This is a genomic window from Bacillus pfraonensis, assembly GCF_050768835.1.
Lineage (GTDB): Bacteria > Bacillota > Bacilli > Bacillales > Bacillaceae_G > Bacillus_A > Bacillus_A pfraonensis.
The window spans coordinates 76,181-99,876 of sequence record NZ_JAHCDO010000001.1 but is presented as its reverse complement, the minus strand read 5'-3'; the positions used below and the strand labels follow the sequence as shown (position 1 = coordinate 99,876).

Annotated in this window: 18 protein-coding genes and 7 pseudogenes; 21 read left to right on the top strand and 4 right to left on the bottom strand. The window is 34.8% G+C overall.

Annotated features, from left to right (window positions below):
- Nucleotides 1-65 precede the first annotated feature (65 nt).
- The 5 genes and pseudogenes from KFD70_RS00460 to KFD70_RS00440 all read left to right on the top strand — a co-directional run.
- Nucleotides 66-200, top strand: a pseudogene (locus KFD70_RS00460) (spore coat protein); the annotation flags it as partial.
- A gap of 58 nt (nucleotides 201-258) precedes the next feature.
- The gene (locus KFD70_RS00455) at nucleotides 259-759 is read left to right on the top strand and encodes a DUF2243 domain-containing protein (protein WP_336452528.1); all 501 of its coding nucleotides are present in this window, start codon (nucleotides 259-261) and stop codon (nucleotides 757-759) included.
- Nucleotides 756-1,550, top strand: coding sequence for a cytochrome c oxidase assembly protein (locus KFD70_RS00450; RefSeq protein WP_336452527.1), 795 nt, complete (start codon nucleotides 756-758; stop codon nucleotides 1,548-1,550). Before KFD70_RS00455 ends, KFD70_RS00450 begins: the two co-directional genes overlap by 4 nt.
- A gap of 100 nt (nucleotides 1,551-1,650) precedes the next feature.
- Nucleotides 1,651-1,989, top strand: a pseudogene (locus tag KFD70_RS00445) (hypothetical protein); the annotation flags it as partial.
- Nucleotides 1,931-2,535 (top strand): annotated as a pseudogene (locus KFD70_RS00440) (replication-relaxation family protein). The pseudogenes KFD70_RS00445 and KFD70_RS00440, both read left to right, overlap by 59 nt.
- Nucleotides 2,536-2,586: 51 nt before the next feature.
- On the opposite strand, the gene KFD70_RS00435 reads toward KFD70_RS00440, so the two are convergent.
- The 3 genes and pseudogenes from KFD70_RS00435 to KFD70_RS00425 all read right to left on the bottom strand — a co-directional run.
- Nucleotides 2,587-3,201 carry a pesticidal protein gene (locus tag KFD70_RS00435; RefSeq protein WP_336452526.1) on the bottom strand — a complete coding sequence of 205 codons (615 nt, stop codon included), beginning with the start codon at nucleotides 3,199-3,201 and terminating at the stop codon, nucleotides 2,587-2,589.
- A 689-nt stretch (nucleotides 3,202-3,890) separates the two neighbouring features.
- Nucleotides 3,891-3,995 (bottom strand): annotated as a pseudogene (locus KFD70_RS00430) (thioredoxin domain-containing protein); the annotation flags it as partial.
- A 42-nt stretch (nucleotides 3,996-4,037) separates the two neighbouring features.
- A pseudogene (locus KFD70_RS00425) lies at nucleotides 4,038-4,201 on the bottom strand (tyrosine-type recombinase/integrase); the annotation flags it as partial.
- Here KFD70_RS00425 and KFD70_RS00420 point away from each other — a divergent pair.
- The 5 genes and pseudogenes from KFD70_RS00420 to KFD70_RS00400 form a co-directional block, all read left to right on the top strand.
- Nucleotides 4,201-4,312: pseudogene (locus KFD70_RS00420) on the top strand (IS3 family transposase); the annotation flags it as partial. The pseudogenes KFD70_RS00425 and KFD70_RS00420 overlap by 1 nt on opposite strands.
- A 322-nt stretch (nucleotides 4,313-4,634) precedes the next feature.
- Nucleotides 4,635-4,904: a Gp49 family protein gene (locus tag KFD70_RS00415; protein ID WP_336452525.1), complete on the top strand. Its 270-nt coding sequence runs from the start codon at nucleotides 4,635-4,637 to the stop codon at nucleotides 4,902-4,904.
- A gap of 688 nt (nucleotides 4,905-5,592) precedes the next feature.
- Nucleotides 5,593-5,910 (top strand): hypothetical protein, encoded by a 318-nt coding sequence (locus KFD70_RS00410; RefSeq protein ID WP_336452524.1) that lies wholly within the window; start codon nucleotides 5,593-5,595, stop codon nucleotides 5,908-5,910.
- Between the two features lie 80 nt (nucleotides 5,911-5,990).
- A pseudogene (locus KFD70_RS00405) lies at nucleotides 5,991-6,203 on the top strand (YqaE/Pmp3 family membrane protein).
- A 485-nt stretch (nucleotides 6,204-6,688) separates the two neighbouring features.
- On the top strand, nucleotides 6,689-7,693 hold the full coding sequence (locus KFD70_RS00400) for a GH25 family lysozyme (RefSeq protein ID WP_336452523.1): 1,005 nt from the start codon (nucleotides 6,689-6,691) through the stop codon (nucleotides 7,691-7,693).
- 114 nt (nucleotides 7,694-7,807) lie between these two features.
- On the opposite strand, the gene KFD70_RS00395 is transcribed toward KFD70_RS00400, so the two are convergent.
- A complete protein-coding gene (locus KFD70_RS00395; protein WP_336452522.1) occupies nucleotides 7,808-8,014 on the bottom strand; it encodes a KTSC domain-containing protein in 207 nt (68 codons plus the stop codon).
- 95 nt (nucleotides 8,015-8,109) lie between these two features.
- On the opposite strand from KFD70_RS00395, the gene KFD70_RS00390 reads away from it, so the two are divergent.
- The 11 genes from KFD70_RS00390 to KFD70_RS00340 all read left to right on the top strand — a co-directional run bounded on the left by KFD70_RS00390 (nucleotide 8,110) and on the right by KFD70_RS00340 (nucleotide 23,628).
- Nucleotides 8,110-8,295, top strand: coding sequence for a hypothetical protein (locus KFD70_RS00390; protein ID WP_336452521.1), 186 nt, complete (start codon nucleotides 8,110-8,112; stop codon nucleotides 8,293-8,295).
- A gap of 997 nt (nucleotides 8,296-9,292) precedes the next feature.
- Entirely contained in the window at nucleotides 9,293-11,800 is a 2,508-nt protein-coding gene (locus tag KFD70_RS00385; RefSeq protein WP_336452520.1) for a transglycosylase domain-containing protein, read from the top strand.
- A gap of 245 nt (nucleotides 11,801-12,045) precedes the next feature.
- Nucleotides 12,046-13,191 carry an MFS transporter gene (locus KFD70_RS00380; protein ID WP_336452519.1) on the top strand — a complete coding sequence of 382 codons (1,146 nt, stop codon included), beginning with the start codon at nucleotides 12,046-12,048 and terminating at the stop codon, nucleotides 13,189-13,191.
- Nucleotides 13,192-13,203: 12 nt separating this feature from the next.
- Complete coding sequence (locus KFD70_RS00375) at nucleotides 13,204-13,494, top strand: HesB/YadR/YfhF family protein (protein WP_336452518.1); 291 nt, start codon at nucleotides 13,204-13,206, stop codon at nucleotides 13,492-13,494.
- A 421-nt stretch (nucleotides 13,495-13,915) separates the two neighbouring features.
- The gene (gene mmgD, locus KFD70_RS00370; protein ID WP_336452517.1) at nucleotides 13,916-15,034 is read left to right on the top strand and encodes a citrate synthase; all 1,119 of its coding nucleotides are present in this window, start codon (nucleotides 13,916-13,918) and stop codon (nucleotides 15,032-15,034) included.
- A 98-nt stretch (nucleotides 15,035-15,132) separates the two neighbouring features.
- A complete protein-coding gene (prpD, locus tag KFD70_RS00365; RefSeq protein WP_336452516.1) occupies nucleotides 15,133-16,569 on the top strand; it encodes a 2-methylcitrate dehydratase in 1,437 nt (478 codons plus the stop codon).
- A gap of 18 nt (nucleotides 16,570-16,587) precedes the next feature.
- Complete coding sequence (gene prpB, locus KFD70_RS00360) at nucleotides 16,588-17,496, top strand: methylisocitrate lyase (protein ID WP_336452515.1); 909 nt, start codon at nucleotides 16,588-16,590, stop codon at nucleotides 17,494-17,496.
- A 110-nt stretch (nucleotides 17,497-17,606) separates the two neighbouring features.
- The gene (locus tag KFD70_RS00355; RefSeq protein WP_336452514.1) at nucleotides 17,607-19,367 is read left to right on the top strand and encodes a sigma 54-interacting transcriptional regulator; all 1,761 of its coding nucleotides are present in this window, start codon (nucleotides 17,607-17,609) and stop codon (nucleotides 19,365-19,367) included.
- A 140-nt stretch (nucleotides 19,368-19,507) separates the two neighbouring features.
- On the top strand, nucleotides 19,508-21,217 hold the full coding sequence (locus tag KFD70_RS00350; protein ID WP_336452513.1) for an acyl-CoA dehydrogenase FadE: 1,710 nt from the start codon (nucleotides 19,508-19,510) through the stop codon (nucleotides 21,215-21,217).
- A gap of 16 nt (nucleotides 21,218-21,233) precedes the next feature.
- Entirely contained in the window at nucleotides 21,234-22,124 is an 891-nt protein-coding gene (locus KFD70_RS00345) for an NAD(P)-dependent oxidoreductase (protein WP_336452512.1), read from the top strand.
- Nucleotides 22,125-22,167: 43 nt separating this feature from the next.
- Entirely contained in the window at nucleotides 22,168-23,628 is a 1,461-nt protein-coding gene (locus KFD70_RS00340) for a CoA-acylating methylmalonate-semialdehyde dehydrogenase (RefSeq protein ID WP_336452511.1), read from the top strand.
- The last annotated feature ends 68 nt before the right edge of the window (nucleotides 23,629-23,696 follow it).

Sequence of the window (23,696 nt, the reverse complement as noted above, 5' to 3'; positions counted from 1 at the left end):
TGCAGTATAAGCACTTTTGTTTTTTTGCATAATGTAACTTGAATCAAGAGTAAGGGGGAACAGCTATGTCTTATCCTAATCAGTTAGCTTGGCATGAAACATTGGATTTACATGAATTAGTAGCATTTCAAGCAATCAGTCTAATCAAATTTAAAAAATCAGTTAAAAACATAATTCCTAGCCAACAGCAGAGTATGTTTAGCGCGCGTTTCTTTTGGGAAAACTAAGAATATACATTGGTGGAAAGGATACGGTTTAATGGCTAACGAAATCGATAATACAAATCATTTAACCTCTTCTGTCTACTTGACCCGTAATCTATGGTCAGGCATCTTGTTTGGACTAGGATTAGCGGCCTTTATAGATGAAACTATTTTTCATCAACTATTGCATTGGCATCATTTCTATGACAAATCTACAACAGATATTGGATTGATTTCAGATGGCTTTTTTCATGCTTTTAGTTGGTTTGCAACGATTGGTTCCTTGTTCATGGTTGCTGACCTTCGCCGTAGAAATGCATTTTGGTTGAAAAGATGGTGGAGTGGCATAATGCTTGGAAGCGGTGGATTTCAATTATATGATGGTACAATTCAACACAAGCTAATGAAAATACATCAGATTCGATACGTAGATAATGTTCTCATCTACGACGTGATATGGAATATAGTTGCGACTGTAATGGTCTTAATTGGGATTCTACTAGTTTTTCAGACAAGAAAAGAATTAAAACTATTGAGAGGTAAAAACCTTAAATGAACAATAATCATCTTCATCACGAAATCTGGAATTTGATGGATTTCTTGCTATTAGTATTGATTGTAATTATATTAATGATTTATATCATAGCTACAGTCTTATCAAATCGTCATCACAAACGATGGCCGTTATATCGAAATGTCTTCTGGATTTTAGGAGTTATTTGTCTGGGTATAGCAGTTGTTGGTCCCTTAGCCCATCGTGCTCATATTGATTTCACAGTGCACATGCTAAGTCATTTACTCCTTGGGATGCTTGCTCCAATTTTTATGGCACTAGCCGCTCCGATGACTCTTTTTTTGCGAACGCTCAATGTGAAAACAGCTCGACGTCTTTCATTTGTACTAAAGAGTAGGCCTCTGCAAACTCTTAGTAATCCAATTGTAACAACCTTACTTAATTTAGGAGGGCTATGGATTCTCTATACGACAAACTTATACTCGATGATGCATCAAAATATACTTCTTCATTTGTTCATACACCTCCATGTTTTTATTGCAGGCTATCTGTTTACCATATCAATAATTTATATTGACCCAGTACCACATAGGTATAGTTATATGTACCGAGCAATTGTTTTAATAGTTGCATTGGCTAGTCATGGGATATTATCAAAATACATTTATGCTCATCCGCCTACTGGTGTAGTCACTGCACAGGCTGAAATAGGAGGTATGCTAATGTATTATGGTGGGGACTTAATTGATATTATTCTCATATTTATTCTTTGTTTGCAATGGTTCAGGGCTAACAAACCGAGAACCAAAGTACATGAGCCAGTAAGTTCTTAAACATTACCAGCTTCTTTTTAATTAAAAACTTCTAAATGAGTTTTGATCAAACTTTTTTATAAAACGGAAAGCTCGTTTCAAAAGAAAAGAATCTATTTTAATTGGTGGGCCGCTAGGTTTTCGAATTGTATTTTGTACACAGTATCCAACAAGTGATTCATTACCAAGGGTTGTAAAGCAAATGTCTAATGCAAAGTTAGGGTTCAGACTACCTACACGAACTGCATCAGAAGTTGTAATAGATGAGCCAGGTTTAGAATCATTACCATCCATCCCAGGAAGGGCCATCTATATGAAAGATAACTTCACTGAGTTACAAGTGCCATTCATTGATGATGAGCTTATGTAGAAACATCTAAAAGAATATGAGGTGGAAAAAGATGCGCACATTGAAACAATTGAAGAAGGAACGTCAGATGGAGGTACTTGCGACGATTAGAATGCTGCAGTTTGCGACGAGAACACATTTGATGTGTGTGCATAATATGGGGGGATACGGAATGCAAACAGGATTATGAAAGACTTAACTCCATTTGTAAGTCGTGTAACCTATTATAAAGAATATGCATACTACCTGAATAAAGAAGGTCATGCCCTATTGGGACAAAGGAAAGTGGTTTCCAGAAATAGAATGGAGCATGCATTATTACGAAATGAAGCATGGTTACATTTATTTTGCCCAGATGATTGGCAAATTGAACCAGAAATACGTTATAGAAAGAATAGAGAAAAAGAAAGAATTATACCAGATGTGAAATTTCGGGATGAAGAAGGGATACTTCATGCAGTTGAAGTAGATCGTTTACAAAAAATAAAGATTAATGAAGAGAAGTTAAAAAAATATGAAGAATTTACGCACATTTATAAGCAAAAATACAATGGAAAGGTGCCAATTATTCATTTCTTTACAGTTACAAAATATAGGGAACAGAAATTGGAACAGTTAGCAGCAAAATATGATATGTATGTGATTCAAAGTATATAAGAGTGTAACAAAAAATAACAGCCCCTCAACTTATAAGTAGAGGGGCGAGGGTTACGAGGGATAAACATCTTCAAATTTAATCCCAACAAGCATATGTTTCATCATTATAAGGCATTGTGCACTATCATTAACTGTGAACGAACAAACTTCCTGTTTAGTTTTTTTTACAACCAAAACATCAAAACTAATTGCTAAAAGGTCTGTAAGATAGTCTTTGTCCTGAGTATCTATAGCGATTAAAATATTATAAGTATATCTTGGAAAACTATTCCCAGTGTTATACCAGAAAATCCATGGTTCAACATCTTGCTTATTTAAATGAATAAACATGTTAGTAATAGCATCGGTCACCTGACTCACAATATCTTGATTTATACTTTCTCCCCAACGATAAGTAGGAAGCGCTAATATATCTTTAATAATCAGATTGCTAATTTTCTCAATTAATTCTGAAATTTGAAGTGCTTCTCCTCCGATGATTGCTTCCTGTGACGACTTCAAAAAGTTTATATCACGATTTGATTCTAGCACGTTGACTAGAGCGCGAGGATCAGTGAAATCATTAAAATCTATATCCAAATCTTCAAAGAATTTCTTTAATTTAAGAACTTGTCCTAAATGTTCTTGTTTCACAGCAAACACATTATGAAAGTGATTATACCCCACTTTTCAACATTCCCTTCTATATAGATCGTAAGACAAATATATGATGGGAACTCCAATATATAACTATTTTTTGTTTTAAAATGTAGTACTGTACCTTTTCGAAAATAAGTTACCCTAAAATCTTGAAGAATAAGATTGTTTAGGTTCATTTTTTTGTTCATTGTAGTTGGAATAAACAGTGAACAATTTTTTAGCGTACGAAATTTGCGAAATGTTGGTGCTACTCCCTCCATCAATTTAAGAGATCAATTGTCTCCAAAAACGAAAAGAATGAGCCGAATTCTCATTAAAACCTGTAAAAAGGTAAAATTTTCGATATGGGGGCTCTCAAAATCTTAGCTTGATAGGCATGAGGTAGTACCAACAAAACATGAATTTTACAGGTTAAGAAAAATTTGAAAGAGAAAAGTTGATTTAATATACGTTAATGAAACGATTGTTTTAAGTAGGTTCTTTAATTGATAATTTTCGTCATAATGTCAGTGAGAGTGATGTGTAATTGAAGAAATACAATGGAGGTTTTTAATTGAAGAAGTATAAAAAGTGCTAACAAGTTTGCAAACAAAAATGCAAACTAAACGAATACTTCTTAGTAATGGTAAGAGCTAAATGGTCGCTGATATGTCCTCTAAATCCTTATATTATAACGTTTGTTAACGATGTATACTCATGCATAAAACTGACTACTTCACCCGAACACAATCTGGGCACCATGTAGTGAAGAACTTCACTACTACTGGCTCCTCGCTTGCGGTAATGTTCTTAAATTCCTTTTCAGACTTGATTTCTTTCATGTTTTTTGCTCCTTTCTATGTCGTACAAATTTGCTAGTATTTTTATGCAAAATCTTCAACTGCTTTTTCTTGTAGTTCTGGTACAACATGCGAGTAGGTGTCTATGTGATGCCTGCTCTTTTATGTTCTAAACGTTCGCTTATAATCTTTGGATGAATACTTTGTTTCAACATCAGTGTTGCATGAGTATGTCTTAGATCGTGGAAAAGCAATATTCGCAAAGTATATAGAATACTATAATCATAAAAGGATTCAGGCAAAACTAAAAGGCATGAGCCTTCGTACAATATCTGGCTCATGCTCAAGAAGCTGCTTAATGAAATAAAACCTCAGTTACCTAAGGGAATAGTAAAAAGTATTTATGAGAAATCCAAATGCAACCACCACAATTACTATTAGAAAGGCTAAAAATTCAAGACTTCTATGACCATGAAGTGCATATATATTATTCATAATGGATTTCGAAACTATAGCTTATAAGATCAGTTACCGTCAAAAGTACAATAACAGATGGAACAAGTGTAACAAATACAAGAAGAGAAAAGACAAAAGCAGGAACAAGGCTTAGAGTTACAACATCATAAGTTAGACATCGAAGAGAAGAAGGGTGAAAAACAAAGGCAGAAGGGTGAGAAGTAAATGAAGAATACTGTAACACAAGAAGATATTAATGGTATTTTAGAAAAAACTCGATGGACAGTTGAGGAGTTTCATGGCAAATGTACAGTAGTGGTTGCTAAGTTGCCGAATGGATTCATTTTAACTGAATCCAGCGCATGTGTAGCTCCTGCTAACTATGATGTGAATATTGGAATTCAATGTTGCAAAGACCGCATTATTGATAAAATTTGGGAGTTAGAAGAATATAGGCTGCAATGTGAATTAGCTAAACAAGTCGCTATAGAATAGCGGCTTGTTTTATATAGTCTCTTTCGCACCTTATAGCAAAACTAGAAAATAGTGCAAATAATGAAATGATAGCTAAAAATTTTTTCATGATCTTTTCTCCTTTTATGTGTTTCTGTAGAGAGTATATTGCTATTTTGATAATGAAAAAGTCGAGTTAGATTACATTACCCTTACAATCTTGTAAGGAAAATTAGATTATTTAGAGAGGTGGGATTTCAAAGATTATATGAATGATATGAAGATTGCTCAACATTATGCTGAACTATATAGGTGATCAAATTTTTGTATTTGAAAAGTATATTAATGTTAAATAATAAAAAGTTTCATTATTGGAGTAGCATTTTTATTTTATAAATCGTACACCTTTTGAACAGGATGAGCATATATTAAAGTATGGGACAAGCGTAAATTGCTTTTTTCATACTCATTGAAAACTCCTTATCACGAAAAGAGCACTTTTAAGTGCTCTTTTTAATTTGGATTTAAGCAATGCGAACAGCGGTTTTGGCAATTGGAATTACACAAATGGTAGAAGAGTGAGATTGAAGCTGTGGTTATTAGGATAAGAACTCTAGGAATGGTTATTTTTTTAGTTTTGATTTTTAGTAATTTAAAATAAAGATAGATGTGTTATGGTGTAGGTTTTTCTTTTCTTCTGTCGAAGATGTAATAAAAGGGAGTGAGTTAAATGGCACAGTTTGAGGTAGAACGGATCACTTATTTAGGAGAGAGAAAAGAAGAAATCGATTTTCGAATAGCTTATGTAAGGATTGATGACTATTTAGACTGGGAAGTCATTATACGTGGAACTACTGATAAAGAAACATTCTTCATTGAAACAATGAAGAAAAATGAACAACCAGTATTTGAATTTATTACTACTGAAGGGGAAGTTTTTCAAGGTAGGACAAAAATAATGAAATTCATCCCGAAATTAACTGATACAGAAATCGCTTTATTTGGTATTGGAAAGTTAAATGGTTATGAAATAAAAAGCATCCAATAGGATGCTTTTTATCATCTTTAGTGCTACATTTATTTTGATGGTGTAAATTTACAAATGGATAATGAGGAGAGCTGGTAAGGATGATGTATTTGTTAGCGATTCTTTTTCCGCCACTTGCTGTTTTACTTTGAGGAAAACCATTTCAAGCAATGATAAACTTCTTTTTGACATTAATTGTATGGGTACCAGGAGTTATACATGCAATTCTTGTAGTCAGTGATAAAAAAGCAGATAAGCGTCTTGAGAAACAAATTAGAGCATATGACAAAATCAATAATAGAAATAAAAATTAAGTGGTGTGACTAAACCTTATATATTCTTTGAAGAAAGCCGGCTTTTATTAAAAAATTTAGTCTATATATTCCTGTCATATACCGTTAAATTATAGTTGACTTAGTAAGTATTCATGAGAAAAAAAGAATCTGTCACAGATTCTTTTTTTCATTATATATATTGGATTAGGAGAGTATGTTAAACCCTTGAAGGGAGCAAGGATTTAACGGTAATAGTAACCGTAGTATTAATATAACATAGTTAACTTCTATAGGTAATTGATAATGTTTGTATTGAATATTACTAATGTTTAGTATAGATACTTAATACCATAAATATAGTATTAACTTATTTAATTTACTATTTGATCAATTGTTAGGTAGAATCAGCAAAACAAACACCTATTTTAATCGATTCCTACTATATACATATTGCAGGAATGTATCCAATCTGCAAGTAACGTTTTAGATATTTAAAATGGTATGACAAAAGGAGAAGAGGAATAATGGACAAACATATTATTGATATTTCTAAGTGGAATGGTAATATCGATTGGGATGTGGCTGCACCGCAAATTGAGCTTGTTATATGTCGGGTACAGTATGGTTCTAGAACAGTTGATGAACAGTATAGAAGTTATGTAACAAATTTGGAACAACATGGTATACCACATGCTGCATATGCTTATGGATGCTATGTTTCTGTGACGGATGCAATTGTAGAAGCGAAGGATTTTATGGAGAGAGTAAGTTCTAACGCTAAATTTCTTGTTCTTGATGTTGAAGATGATACGTTAAAAAGTTGCGGTTCTGATAAGTTAGCTGAAGCATCCCAGGCATTTATCAATACTTGTAAAGCCGCAGGGTGGAAAGTTGGATTATACGTAGGTCATCACATGTATAATAAATATGGTTTAAGAGGAGTGGAAGCGGATTTCCTATGGATTCCACGTTACAGTGGTAATAAACCAGCTTATCCATGTGATATATGGCAATATACTGAAACAGGGAATATTAAAGGGATTGGGAAAGTTGATTTGAATTATTTAGTTGGCGATAAATCACTTTCTTGGTTTGTAGATGATGTAAGTCAGACAAAAGAAGATTTTGGACAAACAGTAGGTATTGGGAGTGCCCTTTCAAAATACCCTGAAGGTTATGGAGTTAATTTATATGAGAATCCTGAAGAACCTATATTTACTGGACGTATCACTAATAAAATTCCTTATCTTATATTTGAAGGATATTGGGGCGGTGGGGATAAGGATATGATTAGATTAGGGAATGAGAAACAGTGGGCGAAACTAGAGCACTTTGATGTAGAGTGGTTCTGTGCCTATTCAAAATACCCTGCTGGATATGGAGTTAATTATTACGCAGAACCTGAATGTATAAACTTTAAAGGTGTGATTGATGGCTCAATTTCTTATCGTGTTTGGGATAGAAAAGATGGAGCAATTGATATTGGACAAAGTAGCTGGATTAAAGAAGAACATGTAGTGGTTCGGTAATATGCTAAAGATAGATTATGTATGAATAATGTGAAAAAAAGATGGTATTATGTTCTCGAACATAATACCATCTTTTTTTATTTTTATAAGTAGACTTTTTATGCATATAGAATTTTAAATTTTTGTGTGACGATAAGAATTTCTAATATAAGTGTCATGATAGTAGCTTTTGGATTGTGCGTTTCGTAATCCTTTGTATATACTTTCTGGCACATCGTAAAAATCATATGTACCATTTCTAAATTCAATTCGTAAAATCATAGATGATGGATTATAACCTACAGCGACTAAATTTCTAGAAATTACTGGATATAAAGTCATGTTAGTTCATCTCCCTTCTTTAATATATTTAGATATTAATAAAGGAAAATCCTGCTATTTTGTCGAAATATAGTCGTTGAGAAGGAGTGGAGAATATGAATGAACAAGAATTTATAGATATTATATTGGAAGAGGAAGATTCTCTAGCACATATTTTAAATGAAATTGTTGAACAAAAAAGAGAGGAAACAGGTTCGTATAACATCACTGTTCAACATGTAATTCCTGTTAGGGAAAAGCATTTTACAGTTATTTTATGTAAAATTGTTTCAGATTTTTAAGAGGATGTATTTCGATGTGCAATGTTGACTTATGGTAGGAGAAGGACAAGTTGATAACTGTTTTGTACTGTTTATCCTGCTATTAACAGTCGGTAAAACCCTAAAAAGGAATTATATTGGTGGCAACTATCAGTAAAAGCCTGATTAGTGAGGACTAATAATTTGTGTGTGATGAAGAAATATTCCACTGATTTTTGTGCATAGGCGATTTTTGAAGAAGCGACTGGAGATAGAGTAAAGGGTTATTTCCATTCACTTTTCTATTTTATGACATAGGAATATTTGTTAGAACGATTCTACAAAGTATGTTGTAGAATTTAGGGTTTATTCTGTTACGTATTGACTGAATCGTGCATTGTAAATAGTATATATGTTGTTGGATAAAATATCATAATTACCTCCTTCACTAGCTATGTTGATTCATTTTATTAGAAGTTCACACGAAATTCATATTGTTATGCTATTTTATTCTCACTATTGATTTGTCGCTAACGATTGTGTAGAAGGAAGTTATATTTTAGATGACAGTTTTTGTACAACTAGTCCGGAATATAATTAGAGCTAAGTTAAGAAATGATTTGGTTTTAATGCAATTACCAGCTTACTATTTGTGGCTGGAACAGGGTGTCAATATAGAACATGGGAGAAACTATTGTTTAAATGTATTAGTTGTGTCTGTATCTTTTTGATACAATCTTTGACAATGAAGACATTTTGGACGGATGTTTAAGAAATGATTTATGTGGAATAAAAGGAGGAATACGAGCTCAAGTTTCAGTGTGAAAAGAATATACTTCTTACTATTACAAGCGTATAGATTAATAGAGTTATATTTTTCATCAAGAGAAACAGGTGGACAATACAAACAACAAAATATGAATTTTTTAAGTGATTCAAAAATGTGTTCGGGGGCCTTTTTGATTAAACAACATTGTAAGAGTAGACTTATTTATTGATGATAAATCAACAAGAGAATTGAAAGGCAGGAGAAAGCAACATGTCAGAAAATTATCGTTCTCGAGAGGAGCGAAGACAGGTACAAAAGAAAAAGCAACCAAGTGCTAATAACGAAAAAACGAAAGGGAAAACATCGTTTTTTCGTAAGTTTTTAATTGGGTGTTTAATACTTGGAATCGTAGCTCTCATAGGTGGAGTAACTACTTTTTTCATTATGATAAAAGATGCTCCTAAACTTGAAAAATCAAAGCTTGTTAATTCACAATCAGCAAAAATTTATGATAAAGATAAAAATCTGATATATGAATATGGGAAAGAAAAACGAACGAATATTACGTACGATCAAGTGCCAAAATTAGTAGAAAATGCATTTTTAGCTACAGAAGATGCACGTTTTTATGACCATAGTGGTGTTGATTTTAAGGGTACTTCACGCGCAATTTTAGTCAGTCTGACTGGGAACTATGGTTCGCAAGGTGGGAGTACAATTACTCAACAAGTTATTAAAAACTATTTCTTATCTATGGATAAAACACCTAAACGTAAGGCACAAGAAATATATTTAGCCTATAAGTTAGAACAACAATATTCGAAGCATGAAATATTAGAAATGTATTTAAATAAAATCAACTTAGGAAACCGTTCATATGGTATTGCGACAGCAGCTGAAAACTATTATGGAAAAGAATTAAAAGAGTTGACTTTACCAGAAGTTGCGATGCTTGCAGGGTTACCAAAGGGACCAAGTATTTATGATCCAACCAAACAACAAAATATAGAGAGAGCAACAGAGCGTAGAAATGTTGTATTACATTTAATGAATCGTCATGGATATATTTCGAAAAAACAAATGGAAGAAGCTTCAAAAGTTCCTGTAACGGAGGGACTTCTTCCACCTAAAGAAATTACAGAAATGCCATATCCAGCATTTATAGACGCTGTTGTGAAGGAAGTGGAGAAAGAGTTACCGGATGCAAACATTGGGTCTGATGGGCTATCTATTTACACAACTTTAGATCCGGAAGCACAGAAGTATGCTGATGATCTTTTAAACGGAAATAGTATTAGTTATCCGAATGATAAATTCCAAGGCGCTTTTACATTTATGGATACAAAAACTGGAGAAATTCGTGCTATTGGTAGTGGACGTGGTGAAAATAAAGCGACATTCAAAGGGCACAATATGGCAATTGAACTAGACCGTTCAGCAGGTTCAACAATGAAGCCAATTTTTGACTATGGCCCAGCAATTGAATATTTAAAATGGCCAACTTATCATCAACTTGATGATTCACCATATAAATATTCAACAGGACAACAGGTTCAAAATGCTGATAGAACGTTTAAAGGTATGATGACGATGCGTGATGCTCTTAAAATGTCTCGTAACATACCAGCCATTAAAACAGCAAAAGAGGTAGGATTAAGTAAAGCACAAAGCTTTGCAGAAAGCTTAGGTATTCCATTTAATAAAGATGCTGTTGAATCAACCGCAATTGGTACGAATGAAGTATCACCAACTGAAATTGCAGGTGCGTATGCTGCATTTGGTAATGATGGTAAATATATAAAGCCACACTTTGTTAAAAAAGTAGTTTATCCTGATGGGAAATCACAAAGTTTTGAACCAAAATCTAAGCGTGTGATGGAAGACTATACTGCGTATATGATTACAGATATGCTACGTTCTGTTGTTAAATCTGGTACAGGTACAGCAGCAAATGTAAGTTCATTAGATGTTGCGGGTAAAACAGGAACAACAAATTATTCATCTAAAGAATTAGCGAGATATGGTATACCAGCTAGTGCATCGCGTGATAGTTGGTTTGCTGGTTATACACCGCAATATACAATGGCAGTTTGGACTGGATATATGAAAGATGGTTCTGAAGATTATATAAGCAGTAAAAATACGAAAATTGCTCAACAAATTTTTAAAGAGATGATGAGTAAATTTGGCACAAGTGGAGCAAAATTCAAAATGCCAAGTACAGTTGTACAAGAGGGAGATGAATTACGTGTGAAAGGTGCAAAACGAGATTCCTCTCCAAATCCGAGCACGTCAAATTCAAACTCAAGTTCAAATTCAAACTCAGATGAACAGAAGAAAAATGATGAGCAAAAGAAACAACAAATAGAAGAAGAGAAAAAGAAACAACAAATAGAGGAAGAACAAAAGAAACAACAAATGGAAGAAGAGAAAAAGAAACAAGAGCAAGAACAAAGTGAAGAAAATAAGGAAAATGATCAAAATGGCCAAGAGCAAGGTAATATAAATCCGCCAAGTAATGGAAACGAAAATGGCCAAGGTGGTACGAATCCGCCAGGTAATGGAAATGGAAATAACCAAGGTGGTACGAATCCGCCAGGTAATGGAAATGGAAATAACCAAGGTGGTACGAACCCGCCAGGTAATGGAAATGGAAATAACCAAGGTGGTACGAATCCACCAAGCAGCGGGAACGGTGAAGGGCAAGTTAGTCCGAATCCACCGAGCACTGGAAATGGCCAAGGTGAGACAAACGCAAATCAAAATGGCGGTCAATAATAATATGTTAATTAGAAAAACAAAGTCGGCTCTAGAAAAAGAGTCGACTTTGTTTTTTTATTTTTATATGAATAAGTAAGTCTTATCTAGTAGAACTAAGCACAAAGTCGTAAGACCAATTCAATCTATCGATGGTAGACCATTTAAATGTAAAAATACGTCTATATACGGAGGAAAATATACCATTAAAAATGTACAATACGAGTATAAATAGTATTGATACAGGTTATATGGAGGTGTTTTTTATGGAGCGATTATGGACTAAGTCATTTATTCAAGTGACTTTAGCGATGTTATTTTTATTTACAGGATTTTATTTACTTGTTCCAACACTCCCATTATTTATAAAGGAACTAGGAGGAAGTGAATCTCAGGTTGGAATTATGATGGGAATGTTTACGATATCAGCTGTTATCGCACGGCCAATTATTGGAGGGATGTTAGATAGGTATGGAAGAAGGTCATTTATCATTTGGGGGCTAGTCTTCTTTGGTATTACGATGTATTCATACAATTGGGTAGTAAGTATTGCATCTTTAGTTATTTTACGAATTATTCACGGTTTGACATGGGCTGTTTCTACGACTGCAGTTGGAACTGCTATTACTGATATTATTCCAAACTCTCGACGAGGGGAAGGAATGGGTTGGTACGGAATGGCAATGACGATTGCAATGGCAATTGGACCAATGATTGGTTTGTGGATGATACAAAGTTATTCCTTCCAGGGCCTATTCTTATTAGCTACATTATTGTCGTTCATTGCACTATTTCTCACATTTGTGACAAAAATACCGTTTACACCACAATTAGAAAAAGGGAAAATACAGTTGTTTGAAAAATCTATTTTACCTATTGCGATTGTTATTTTCTTTTTGGCATTTGCCTATGGAGGAATTACAACATTTTTACCACTGTTTGCAACATCTATTGATGTGAACCCAGGTACATTCTTTCTTGTTTATGCAGTTGCACTAACAATCGTCAGACCGATTTCAGGGAAATTATCAGATAAATATGGAGAAGTATTAATAATTGTTCCATCTTTATTTATAACAGTGTTAGCTATATTTGTATTAACAGCTTCAAATGGACTAATGGGAGTAGTAGCAGCAGCTATTTTATATGGAGTAGGATTTGGTTCAGCACAACCAACTTTGCAAGCTGCGATGCTGAAAATTATTGATCCAAGTAAAAGAGGAATTGCAAATGCTTCTTTCTTTACAGCATTTGATTTAGGAATTGGACTTGGTGCTATTTTACTAGGGTTTGTTTCACAACTTTTCGGTTATCGTATTTTATTTACAGGTAGTGCGATATCAGGAGTGGTAGCTCTCTTGATTTTTATGTTTTTTGTAAAACAGCGATTAACTAAAAAGGTGCTCGTATAAGGAGAGAATAAAATGAACATTCAAATTGAATCTAGAGCCATGCAATGGTTTAAGGAAGAAATGAATTTACAGAGCGGTGATTTTGTACGTTTTGTTGTGCGATATGGTGGTAATAGTACCATCCAATCTAGTTATTCTTTAGGATTAGTTTTTGAAGAACCAGAAGATATAGCTACATCTACTGAACAGGATGGAATCCAATTTTTCATAGATGAAGATGACATTTGGTATTTTCAAGACTATGATTTAGTAGTAAGCTATCATATGGAAATGGATGAAATTGAATTTAATTATATAAAATAATAACTTTATTAAAAATAAAAATATCCTATATAAAAATTATATTGTATTAATAGCAGTATATAAAATATATGTAAGCGAGTTGAGTATAGATACAACTCGCTTTTTTCTTTGTTTAAAAAAGATAATAAATATATGGAAGTGAATAGTTTGTTTTACTAGCTTTATATAGCATTGTATTAAAAATTAATATATTTAGGTTTAAAAGAAAATGAAGGATTATGGAATTAATTGGTAAAAACTTATACGTTATTCTTCAAAAATAGTTTTATTACAGTAGGAAAAGTATAGGAAACTTATCATTATAAAATAAATTGAAATCTTCTAAAAACTCTGATACATTGAAATAGAAATGTAGTTTCACAATATTGTAAAGGCTTACAGTTATGTGCACGAAGATCTATTAGGATTGGAGGAAATGATAATGAAAGCTGAAGAAAAATTTTCCCCGGGATTAGATGGTGTAGTCGCAGCGGAGACGAAAATCTCGTTTCTTGACACAGTAAAAGGTGAAATTGTTATTCAAGGATATGACTTAATTGAACTATCAAAGACAAAAGAGTATTTAGATATTGTGCACCTTTTACTAGAAGAACATCTACCAAATGAGAATGAAAAAAAGGCGCTTGAAAAGAAATTGAAGGAAGAATATGAAGTACCTGAAGGTGTGTTTAATGTTTTAAAAGCATTACCAAAAGAAACACATCCGATGGACGGATTACGTACAGGCGTATCGGCATTAGCTGGTTACGATAACGATATTGAAAATCGTTCGTTAGAAGTGAATAAAGATCGCGGTTATAAGTTATTAAGCAAAGTGCCGAATATTGTGGCGAACAGTTACCATATTTTAAATAATGAAGAGCCTGTTCAGCCTCTAAAAGAATTATCGTATAGTGCGAATTTCTTTTATATGTTAACTGGCAAAAAACCAACTGAGCTGGAAGAGAAAATCTTTGATCGTTCCTTAGTTTTATATAGCGAACATGAAATGCCGAACTCTACATTTACAGCACGCGTGATTGCATCTACGCAATCAGATTTATATGGTGCTTTAACTGGTGCGGTTGCATCTTTAAAAGGAAGCTTACATGGCGGTGCAAATGAAGCGGTTATGTACATGTTGTTAGAAGCAGGTAATGTTGAGAAATTTGAAGAGTTACTGCAAAAGAAATTATATAACAAAGAAAAAATCATGGGATTTGGACATCGCGTCTACATGAAGAAGATGGATCCAAGGGCACTTATGATGAAAGAAGCTTTAAAACAGTTATGTGATGTAAAAGGTGATTATACATTATATGAAATGTGTGAAGCTGGAGAAAAGATTATGGAGAAGGAAAAAGGCATTTATCCGAACTTAGATTATTATGCAGCACCAGTGTATTGGATGTTAGGTATTCCAATTCAACTATATACACCAATCTTTTTCAGTTCAAGAACGGTGGGCTTATGTGCGCATGTGATTGAGCAACATACAAATAATCGATTGTTCCGTCCACGTGTAAATTATATCGGCGAGCGACATGTGCTTAGCAAATAAAAACAACTGGGGAGTTGTTAGAGCCGCCCGCCAGGTGGGTGTTTGACCGACACCCATCCTTAATAATAACGAATTTTCGACAGAAAGGGAAGAATAGCATGATTAAAACAAATGAAATTAAACAAAAAGATGCAATTTTAGAAGAAATTACGGATTATGTATTAAACAAAGAGGTGACAAGTGCAGAAGCATTCAGTACAGCTCGCTATGTGTTACTTGATACGCTTGGATGTGGAATTTTAGCACTTCAATACCCAGAGTGTACAAAATTATTAGGACCAGTTGTACCAGGAACTATCGTGCCAAACGGTACACGTGTACCGGGAACGTCATTTGTACTTGATCCAGTAAAAGGTGCTTTTAATATTGGGTGTATGATTCGTTGGCTAGATTATAACGATACATGGCTAGCTGCAGAATGGGGACATCCATCAGATAACTTAGGTGGAATTTTAGCAGTTGCAGATTATATTAGTCGCGTCCGTATTTCAGAAGGAAAAGAACCATTAAAAGTACGTGAAGTACTAGAAATGATGATTAAAGCACATGAAATTCAAGGCGTACTTGCTTTAGAAAATAGCTTAAACCGCGTTGGTCTTGACCATGTATTATACGTAAAAGTAGCGACGACGGCTGTAGTTGCGAAAATGCTTGGTGGAACACGTGAAGAAATCTTTAATGCATTATCACATGCGTGGATTGATAATTCTAGTCTTCGTACATACCGTCACGCTCCAAATACTGGTTCACGTAAATCATGGGCAGCAGGTGATGCGACGAGCCGCGGTGTTCATCTTGCAATGACTGCTCTAAAAGGTGAAATGGGTTACCCAACAGCATTATCTGCACCAGGATGGGGATTCCAAGATGTATTATTTAATAAGCAAGAATTAAAGTTAGCAAGACCGCTAGAATCTTATGTAATGGAAAATGTATTATTCAAAGTGTCATACCCAGCAGAATTCCATGCACAAACAGCTGCAGAATGTGCTGTGAAATTACATCCGGAAATTAAAGAAAGATTAGATGAAATTGATCGCATTACAATTACAACTCATGAATCAGCAATTCGTATTATCGATAAAGAAGGACCATTAAATAACCCAGCTGATCGTGATCATTGCTTACAATACATTACTGCAATCGGTTTATTAAAAGGTGATATCGTTGCGGATGATTATGAGGATGAAGTAGCTTCTGACCCTCGTGTAGATGAATTAAGAAATAAGATGGTTGTTGTTGAAAATAAACAATACAGTTTAGATTACCTTGATCCGAACAAGCGCTCAATCGCCAACGCTGTTCAAGTTCATTTTAAAGATGGCACAGTAACAGAAAACGTAGAGTGTGAATATCCATTAGGCCACCGTTTCCGTAGAGACGAAGCGATTCCAAAAGTTGTTCAAAAATTCACTGCAAATATGGCAGGTCATTATTCTAGTAAACAACAAGAAAAAATTCATGAAGCTTGTCTAAATGAAGAAAAACTAGAAAATATGAATGTTAACGAATTTGTAGATCTATTCTTAATTTAATAATAGGGGGAATTTAGAATGGCTTGGGTTGTGAATAAACAGTCAACACAGGAGGAGCTTGCCAATCGATTCCGAGCTTTAGTAGAAGCACCTGAAATTTTACAAATTCCTGGTGCACATGATGCAATGGCTGCTCTTGTTGCAAAAAAAACTGGATTTTCAGCTCTTTATTTATCAGGAGCTGCTTATACAGCAAGCAAAGGGTTGCCGGATTTAGGAATTGTAACGTCTACTGAAGTAGCTGAGAGAGCAAGAGACCTTGTTAGAGCGACGGACTTACCTCTTCTTGTTGATATTGATACAGGATTTGGCGGGGTATTAAACGTAGCAAGAACTGCTGTGGAAATGGTGGAAGCAAATGTAGCTGCTGTTCAAATTGAAGATCAACAATTACCGAAAAAATGTGGACATTTAAATGGAAAAAAACTTGTTTCCACTGAAGAACTCGTACAAAAGATTAAAGCAATTAAAGAAGTAGCACCAACACTTATTATTGTAGCACGTACAGATGCTCGTGGTGTAGAAGGGCTGGATGCAGCAATCGAAAGAGCGGTTGCTTATGTAGAAGCAGGTGCAGATGCTATTTTCCCGGAAGCGCTTCAATCTGAAGAGGAATTCCGTTTATTTAACAGTAAAGTAAATGTTCCACTACTTGCGAACATGACTGAGTTTGGAAAGACACCATATTATAGTGCAGAAGAATTTGCAAATATGGGCTTCCAAATGGTAATTTATCCGGTTACATCACTTCGCGTTGCAGCAAAAGCATATGAGCGTGTATTCACACTTATTAAAGAAACAGGCTCACAAAAAGAAGGACTATCTAATATGCAAACGAGAAGTGAATTATATGAAACAATTTCATATCATGATTTTGAAGAATTAGATAACGGAATTGCAAAAACAGTTTTATCTGAAGATCAATAAAACAAAGGGAAAAGGCGATGATGATACATCTTTGGCAAAAACAACTGCTTGATGTGAAGAGTCATCGCCTTTTCATATTTCCTAATTGCTTGCAAAAGAGGTGGAAACATATGAACTCTATAGAAGATTACTCTGTAGGAAGATGGCTGAATAAAGAGTTTCAGTTTGTGAAAACGAGTAATACGATTGCAGAGGCAATCAATCTACTAATCGCATCAAAAACTGAAGAACTGCCTGTACTAGAGGAAGAAAGAATGATAGGTATTGTGAAATTACTAGATTGTGTGCAGTGGCTGAAAGAAAATAGTGATGAAAGTACCTTCGTTCATATGATTATAGATAAATCTTTTCACAATGGAACAAGAGTGGATGCAATGGAAGTGGTTCAGCGTTTACCGTTTTATGTACTAAATGAAAAAAGTGGAATGTTAGAAGGAGTAATAGGTCAAAATGAGCTTCTTGCCTTTCAAAAATTTATAAAACAACAATTAGAAGAAGCAAAGCGTGTAATAGAATGGTTACGGCTTTCCTTTGATACTGCGTATGAAGGGATTGCGATTGTAGATGAAAATGGCGTTATTCAAATGTTTAATGACACGTATAGTCGTTTTGTTGGTGTAACGAAAGAAGAAGCAATCGGACAGCGCGCTGAGAATGTAATTGAGAATACACGGCTTCCAGTTGTATTAAAAACAGGAGTACCAGAAAGAAATCAAGTGCACCGCCTACAAGGACAGAATCTAGTTGTGCACCGGATGCCAATTTGGAAGCAGGGTAGAGTGATAGGTGCTGTAGGGATGTTGATTCATGAAGGAATTTCAGATATTTATAAAATACTAGAGAGATTTGATCAAAAAGAAGGTGTTGTCAAACCATCATTCTCAAAACCGAAGAAGAAGCAAATTCACTTTGAAGATATTCTCGGAGAAAGTCAGCCGATTTCGGAAACGAAAAAAATGGCTCGAAAAGCTGCTAGATCGAAAGCGTCTGTATTAATTACTGGAGAAAGTGGTGTTGGTAAAGAGCAATTTGCGCGGGCTATACACGGTGCTGGTGTAACAAACAACGGTCCATTTATTAGTGTAAACTGTGCTGCCATTCCTGATAATTTACTAGAATCTGAATTGTTTGGTTATGCAGAAGGGGCTTTTACAGGTGCGAAAAAGAACGGGAAGGCAGGAAAGTTTGAGCTTGCAAATCATGGAACGTTATTTTTAGACGAGATAGGCGATATGTCTCTATTAACGCAAGTGAAAATTTTACGCGTTTTACAAGAAAGGGAAATAGAAAGAATAGGTGGTACACATCCAATACCTGTTGATTTCAGGCTAATCGCAGCGACAAATAAAGATTTAAAACAAATGGTGAGAGAAGGAACTTTTAGAGAGGATTTATATCATCGTCTTCATGTTATTCCGATCCATATTCCGCCGCTTCGCTTTCGAAAACAAGATATACCACTCATTGTCGAAGAACATTTACAAAAGTTATGTCAAATGTATGGTGCCGAAGAAAAGACACTTGATAAAGAAGTATTACGTCTTATGTTCCATTATAACTGGCCAGGTAATGTCAGGGAATTAATCAATGTGTTAGAAAGACTATTCGCACTATCAGATGATGCACATATACGAGCGAAGGATTTACCAGAAGAATTTTATTATCGGGATATGGAGCAAAAGAAACTAGTACCTATGATTCAGTCCTTACCTGCAAAACAAGAAGCGATGAAAGTGGTGCGTGAAGAGGAAGAAAGAGGATTAATTGAACACGTTTTAAAAGAAGCAAAAGGAAATAAGTCAAAAGCAGCGGCATTGTTAGGGATTTCTAGGGCGACCCTGTATAACAAATTGTCCCGATTCAAAATCTAGACAATTTGTTATATCGAGTGTAAAACTGTCTAGACAGTTTTACGTTTTCTTGTCATTTCGCCCTTGTTCTATCAAGTTTTTAGTTTGGCATAGATTTTGCATATAAATAAAATGAAGACCGAAATGATAGGGGGATACAGATGGAGAAAACAAAGTTGCAATGGGACGAATTTTTTTCGCTGAATCAGGAGCTTCATACAACCTTTTTTACACCTGAGGATTTTTCAGGTGATGAAGATTTAATCGCAAAAACAACAGAACAATTTGTGAAACAAGAAATTGTTCCGCAAATTGAACATATTGAGCAGCACAATTATCAAGTTTCGCGCCAGCTATTTGAAAAGGCTGGAGAACTTGGATTGCTAAGTATAGAGGTTCCGGAAGAATATGGTGGGTTTGAATTAGGGAAAGCAGTTTCGGGACTTGTAGCAGAAAAGATGGGATATGCAGGAGCGTTTAGTGTTTCTTTTAATATTCACGCTGGAGTAGGAACGCTGCCATATATATATTACGGAACAAAAGAGCAGAAGGAAAAATACTTACCAAAAATTGCGTCAGGCGAATGGATTGGAGCTTATGCATTAACAGAGCCAAACGCTGGATCTGATGCATTAAGTGCAAAAACAAGTGCTGTTTTAAATGAAGAAGGAACAGCATGGACATTAAATGGTGAAAAGCAGTGGATTACAAATGCTCATATGGCTGATGTATATGTTGTTTTTGCGAAGACAAATAAAGGAATGACAGCATTTATTGTCGAAAGAACATGTGAAGGCGTTTCGATTGGCTTAGAAGAAAAGAAGATGGGTATTAAAGGTTCATCAACTGCGACACTGATTTTAGAGGATGTCGTCATTCCTGCTGAAAATGTACTAGGTGAAGTTGGAAAGGGACATCACGTAGCTCTTAATATTCTCAATTTTGCTAGACTGAAACTTGCTTTCGGAAATATTGGGACAGCAAAGCAAGCAATTGGTCTATCTGTTCAATATGGAAAAGAACGAAAACAGTTTCAAACAGAATTAGTTGATTTCACGATGATCCAAGAGAAAATTGCAAATATGATTATTGCTACATACGGTGCAGAGAGCGCAGCTTATCGAACAGCAGGTGTAATTGATGAAGCAATTCATGAGAGTGATGAAAGCATTATGCAGAAAATGTCTCAATTTGCAATGGAATGCGCAATCAACAAAGTGAACGCTTCAGAAACACTTGGAAATATTGTAGATGAAGCGGTACAAATTCACGGTGGTTATGGTTATATGCAAGAATATGAAGTAGAACGATTATACCGTGATGCTAGAATTAGCCGTATATTTGAAGGAACGAATGAAATTAACCGCTTAACAGTTGCGAAAATGTTAATGAAACAAACGAAGCAGCTAGGAGATCAAGTAGATGAAGGTACGTTTGATAATGTAGAACGTAATCATCGCTATATTTTATTATCAAAACAATTATTGAAGCAATCTTTGAAAACGCTATCTCAAACTCCTGAACTAAAAATTGAACAAGAACAAGAATATTCACGCGTATTAGCGGACATGTTGAAAGATGTGTATGTAATGGAATCGGCATTTTTACGTACAAAGAAAGCGGTAAGTAAAAATGGTGAAGAAAAAGAACGTACAAAACAATCTATAACAGATGTTCTTTGTGAAGAAGGGTATCGAAAAGTAGAATCAGCGGCAATTGTTCTTCTTTCTGCAGCAGTACAAGAGGAGCAAAATAGAAACGCTATTCTAGATGAAATTCGTCAACTGTCAGTACCTCTATATACGAACGTATTTACGAAGAAAAGAGAAATCGCAAAAGCGATTATAAATCGTGGGAAATATATTGTTTAAATAGGAGGAGAACAGTATGAAAAAGATTGGTTTTATTGGTTTAGGTAATATGGGTCTTCCGATGTCTAAAAATTTAGTTAAATCAAATTACACAGTATATGGATTAGATTTAAATAAAGATGCGGAAGCTTCTTTTGAGAAAGAAGGAGGAATCATTGGCTTATCCATTGCAAATTTGGCAGAAACATGTGATTTGATTTTTACAAGTTTACCATCGCCTCGAGCTGTTGAAGCTGTTTACTTTGGTGAAGAAGGTCTAATTGAGAATAGCCATTCGAATGTTGTTCTAATTGATACAAGCACAGTAGCACCAGAGCTAAATAAAAGATTGGCAGATGCTGCGAATGATAAAAAAATAGACTTCTTAGCAGCGCCAGTTAGTGGTGGAGTGATAGGAGCGGAAAACCGCACATTAACTTTTATGGTTGGTGGATCAAAAGAAGTGTACGAAAAGGGCTTACCAGTGATGGAAGTATTAGGGGCAAATATTTTTCATGTGAGTGAGCAAATTGAGAGTGGTACAACTGTAAAGCTTATTAATAACTTATTAATTGGTTTTTATACAGCAGGTGTTAGTGAAGCTTTGACTTTAGCAAAGAAAAACAATATGGATTTAGATAAAATGTTTGATATTTTAAATGTGAGCTATGGCCAAAGTAGAATTTATGAGCGTAATTATAAAAGCTTTATTGCACCAGAAAACTATGAGCCAGGGTTTACTGTAAATCTACTAAAGAAAGACTTAGGATTTGCAGTTGATCTAGCAAAAGAAAGCGAGCTTCACTTACCAGTAAGTGAAATGCTTTTGAGTTTATATGATGAAGCTGGTAAAGCAGGATATGGTGAAAAAGACATGGCTGCCTTATATCAAAAGGTAAGTGAGCAATTAATCTCTAGTCATAAATAATAATGAATACTAGCAAATATAAAAATAAAAAGGAGCGAATACAATGATTACAACAGAAATTAAACGCGTGAAAAATCATATTAATGGTGAATGGGTAGAATCTACTGGTACAGAAGTGGAAGCTGTTCCAAATCCTGCGACTGGGAAAATCATTGCTTATGTTCCACTTTCTCCAAAAGAAGATGTGGATCGTGCTGTTGAAGCAGCAAAAGCAGCTTATGAAACATGGTCGAAAGTACCGGTTCCAAATCGCTCAAGACAGCTATATAAATATTTACAACTTTTACAAGAAAATAAAGATGAGCTTGCAAAAATCATTACATTGGAAAATGGTAAAACATTAAAAGATGCAACTGGCGAAGTGCAGCGCGGGATTGAGGCCGTAGAACTTGCAACATCAACACCAAATTTAATGATGGGACAAGCACTTCCAAACATTGCGGGCGGAATTGATGGTTCCATTTGGCGCTACCCAATTGGAGTTGTTGCGGGGATTACACCGTTTAACTTCCCAATGATGATTCCGCTATGGATGTTCCCGTTAGCAATTGCTTGTGGTAATACATTTGTATTGAAAACATCTGAAAGAACACCACTTTTAGCAGAAAGATTAGTAGAATTATTCTATGAAGCAGGGTTTCCAAAAGGAGTTTTAAACTTAGTACAAGGTGGAAAAGACGTTGTAAATAGTATTCTAGAAAATAAAGATATTCAAGCTGTTTCATTTGTTGGATCTGAACCAGTTGCACGCTATGTATACGAAACAGGAACAAAATATGGAAAACGAGTACAAGCACTTGCAGGAGCAAAAAACCATGCGATTGTTATGCCGGATTGCAACCTTGAAAAGACAGTACAAGGTGTAATTGGGTCAGCGTTTGCGAGTAGTGGAGAGCGCTGCATGGCATGCTCTGTTGTAGCGGTTGTAGATGAAATTGCCGATGAATTTATTGATGTTCTAGTAGCAGAAACACGTAAATTAAAAGTAGGCGATGGTTTCCAAGAAGATAATTATGTAGGACCATTAATTCGTGAATCTCATAAAGAGCGTGTACTAGGCTATATTCATAGTGGTGTAGCAGATGGAGCTACTTTATTAGTAGATGGTCGTAAGATTAATGAAGAAATTGGCGATGGGTATTTCGTTGGAGCAACAATCTTTGATGGTGTAAATCAAGATATGAAAATTTGGCAAGACGAAATTTTTGCTCCAGTACTGAGCATTGTGAGAGTAAAAGATTTAGAAGAAGGAATTAAGCTAACAAACCAATCAAAATTTGCAAATGGTGCTGTTATTTATACATCAAGTGGCAAACATGCACAAACATTCCGTGATAACATAGATGCAGGAATGATTGGTGTAAACGTTAACGTTCCAGCTCCAATGGCATTCTTCGCATTTGCAGGAAATAAAGCGTCCTTCTACGGTGATCTTGGAACAAATGGAACAGATGGTGTTCAATTCTACACACGTAAAAAAGTTGTAACAGAGCGCTGGTTTTAATAGATAGAACACGTATGTAACTTGTTACATGTACGAAAAATCCACCACTCATTCATGAGCGGTGGATT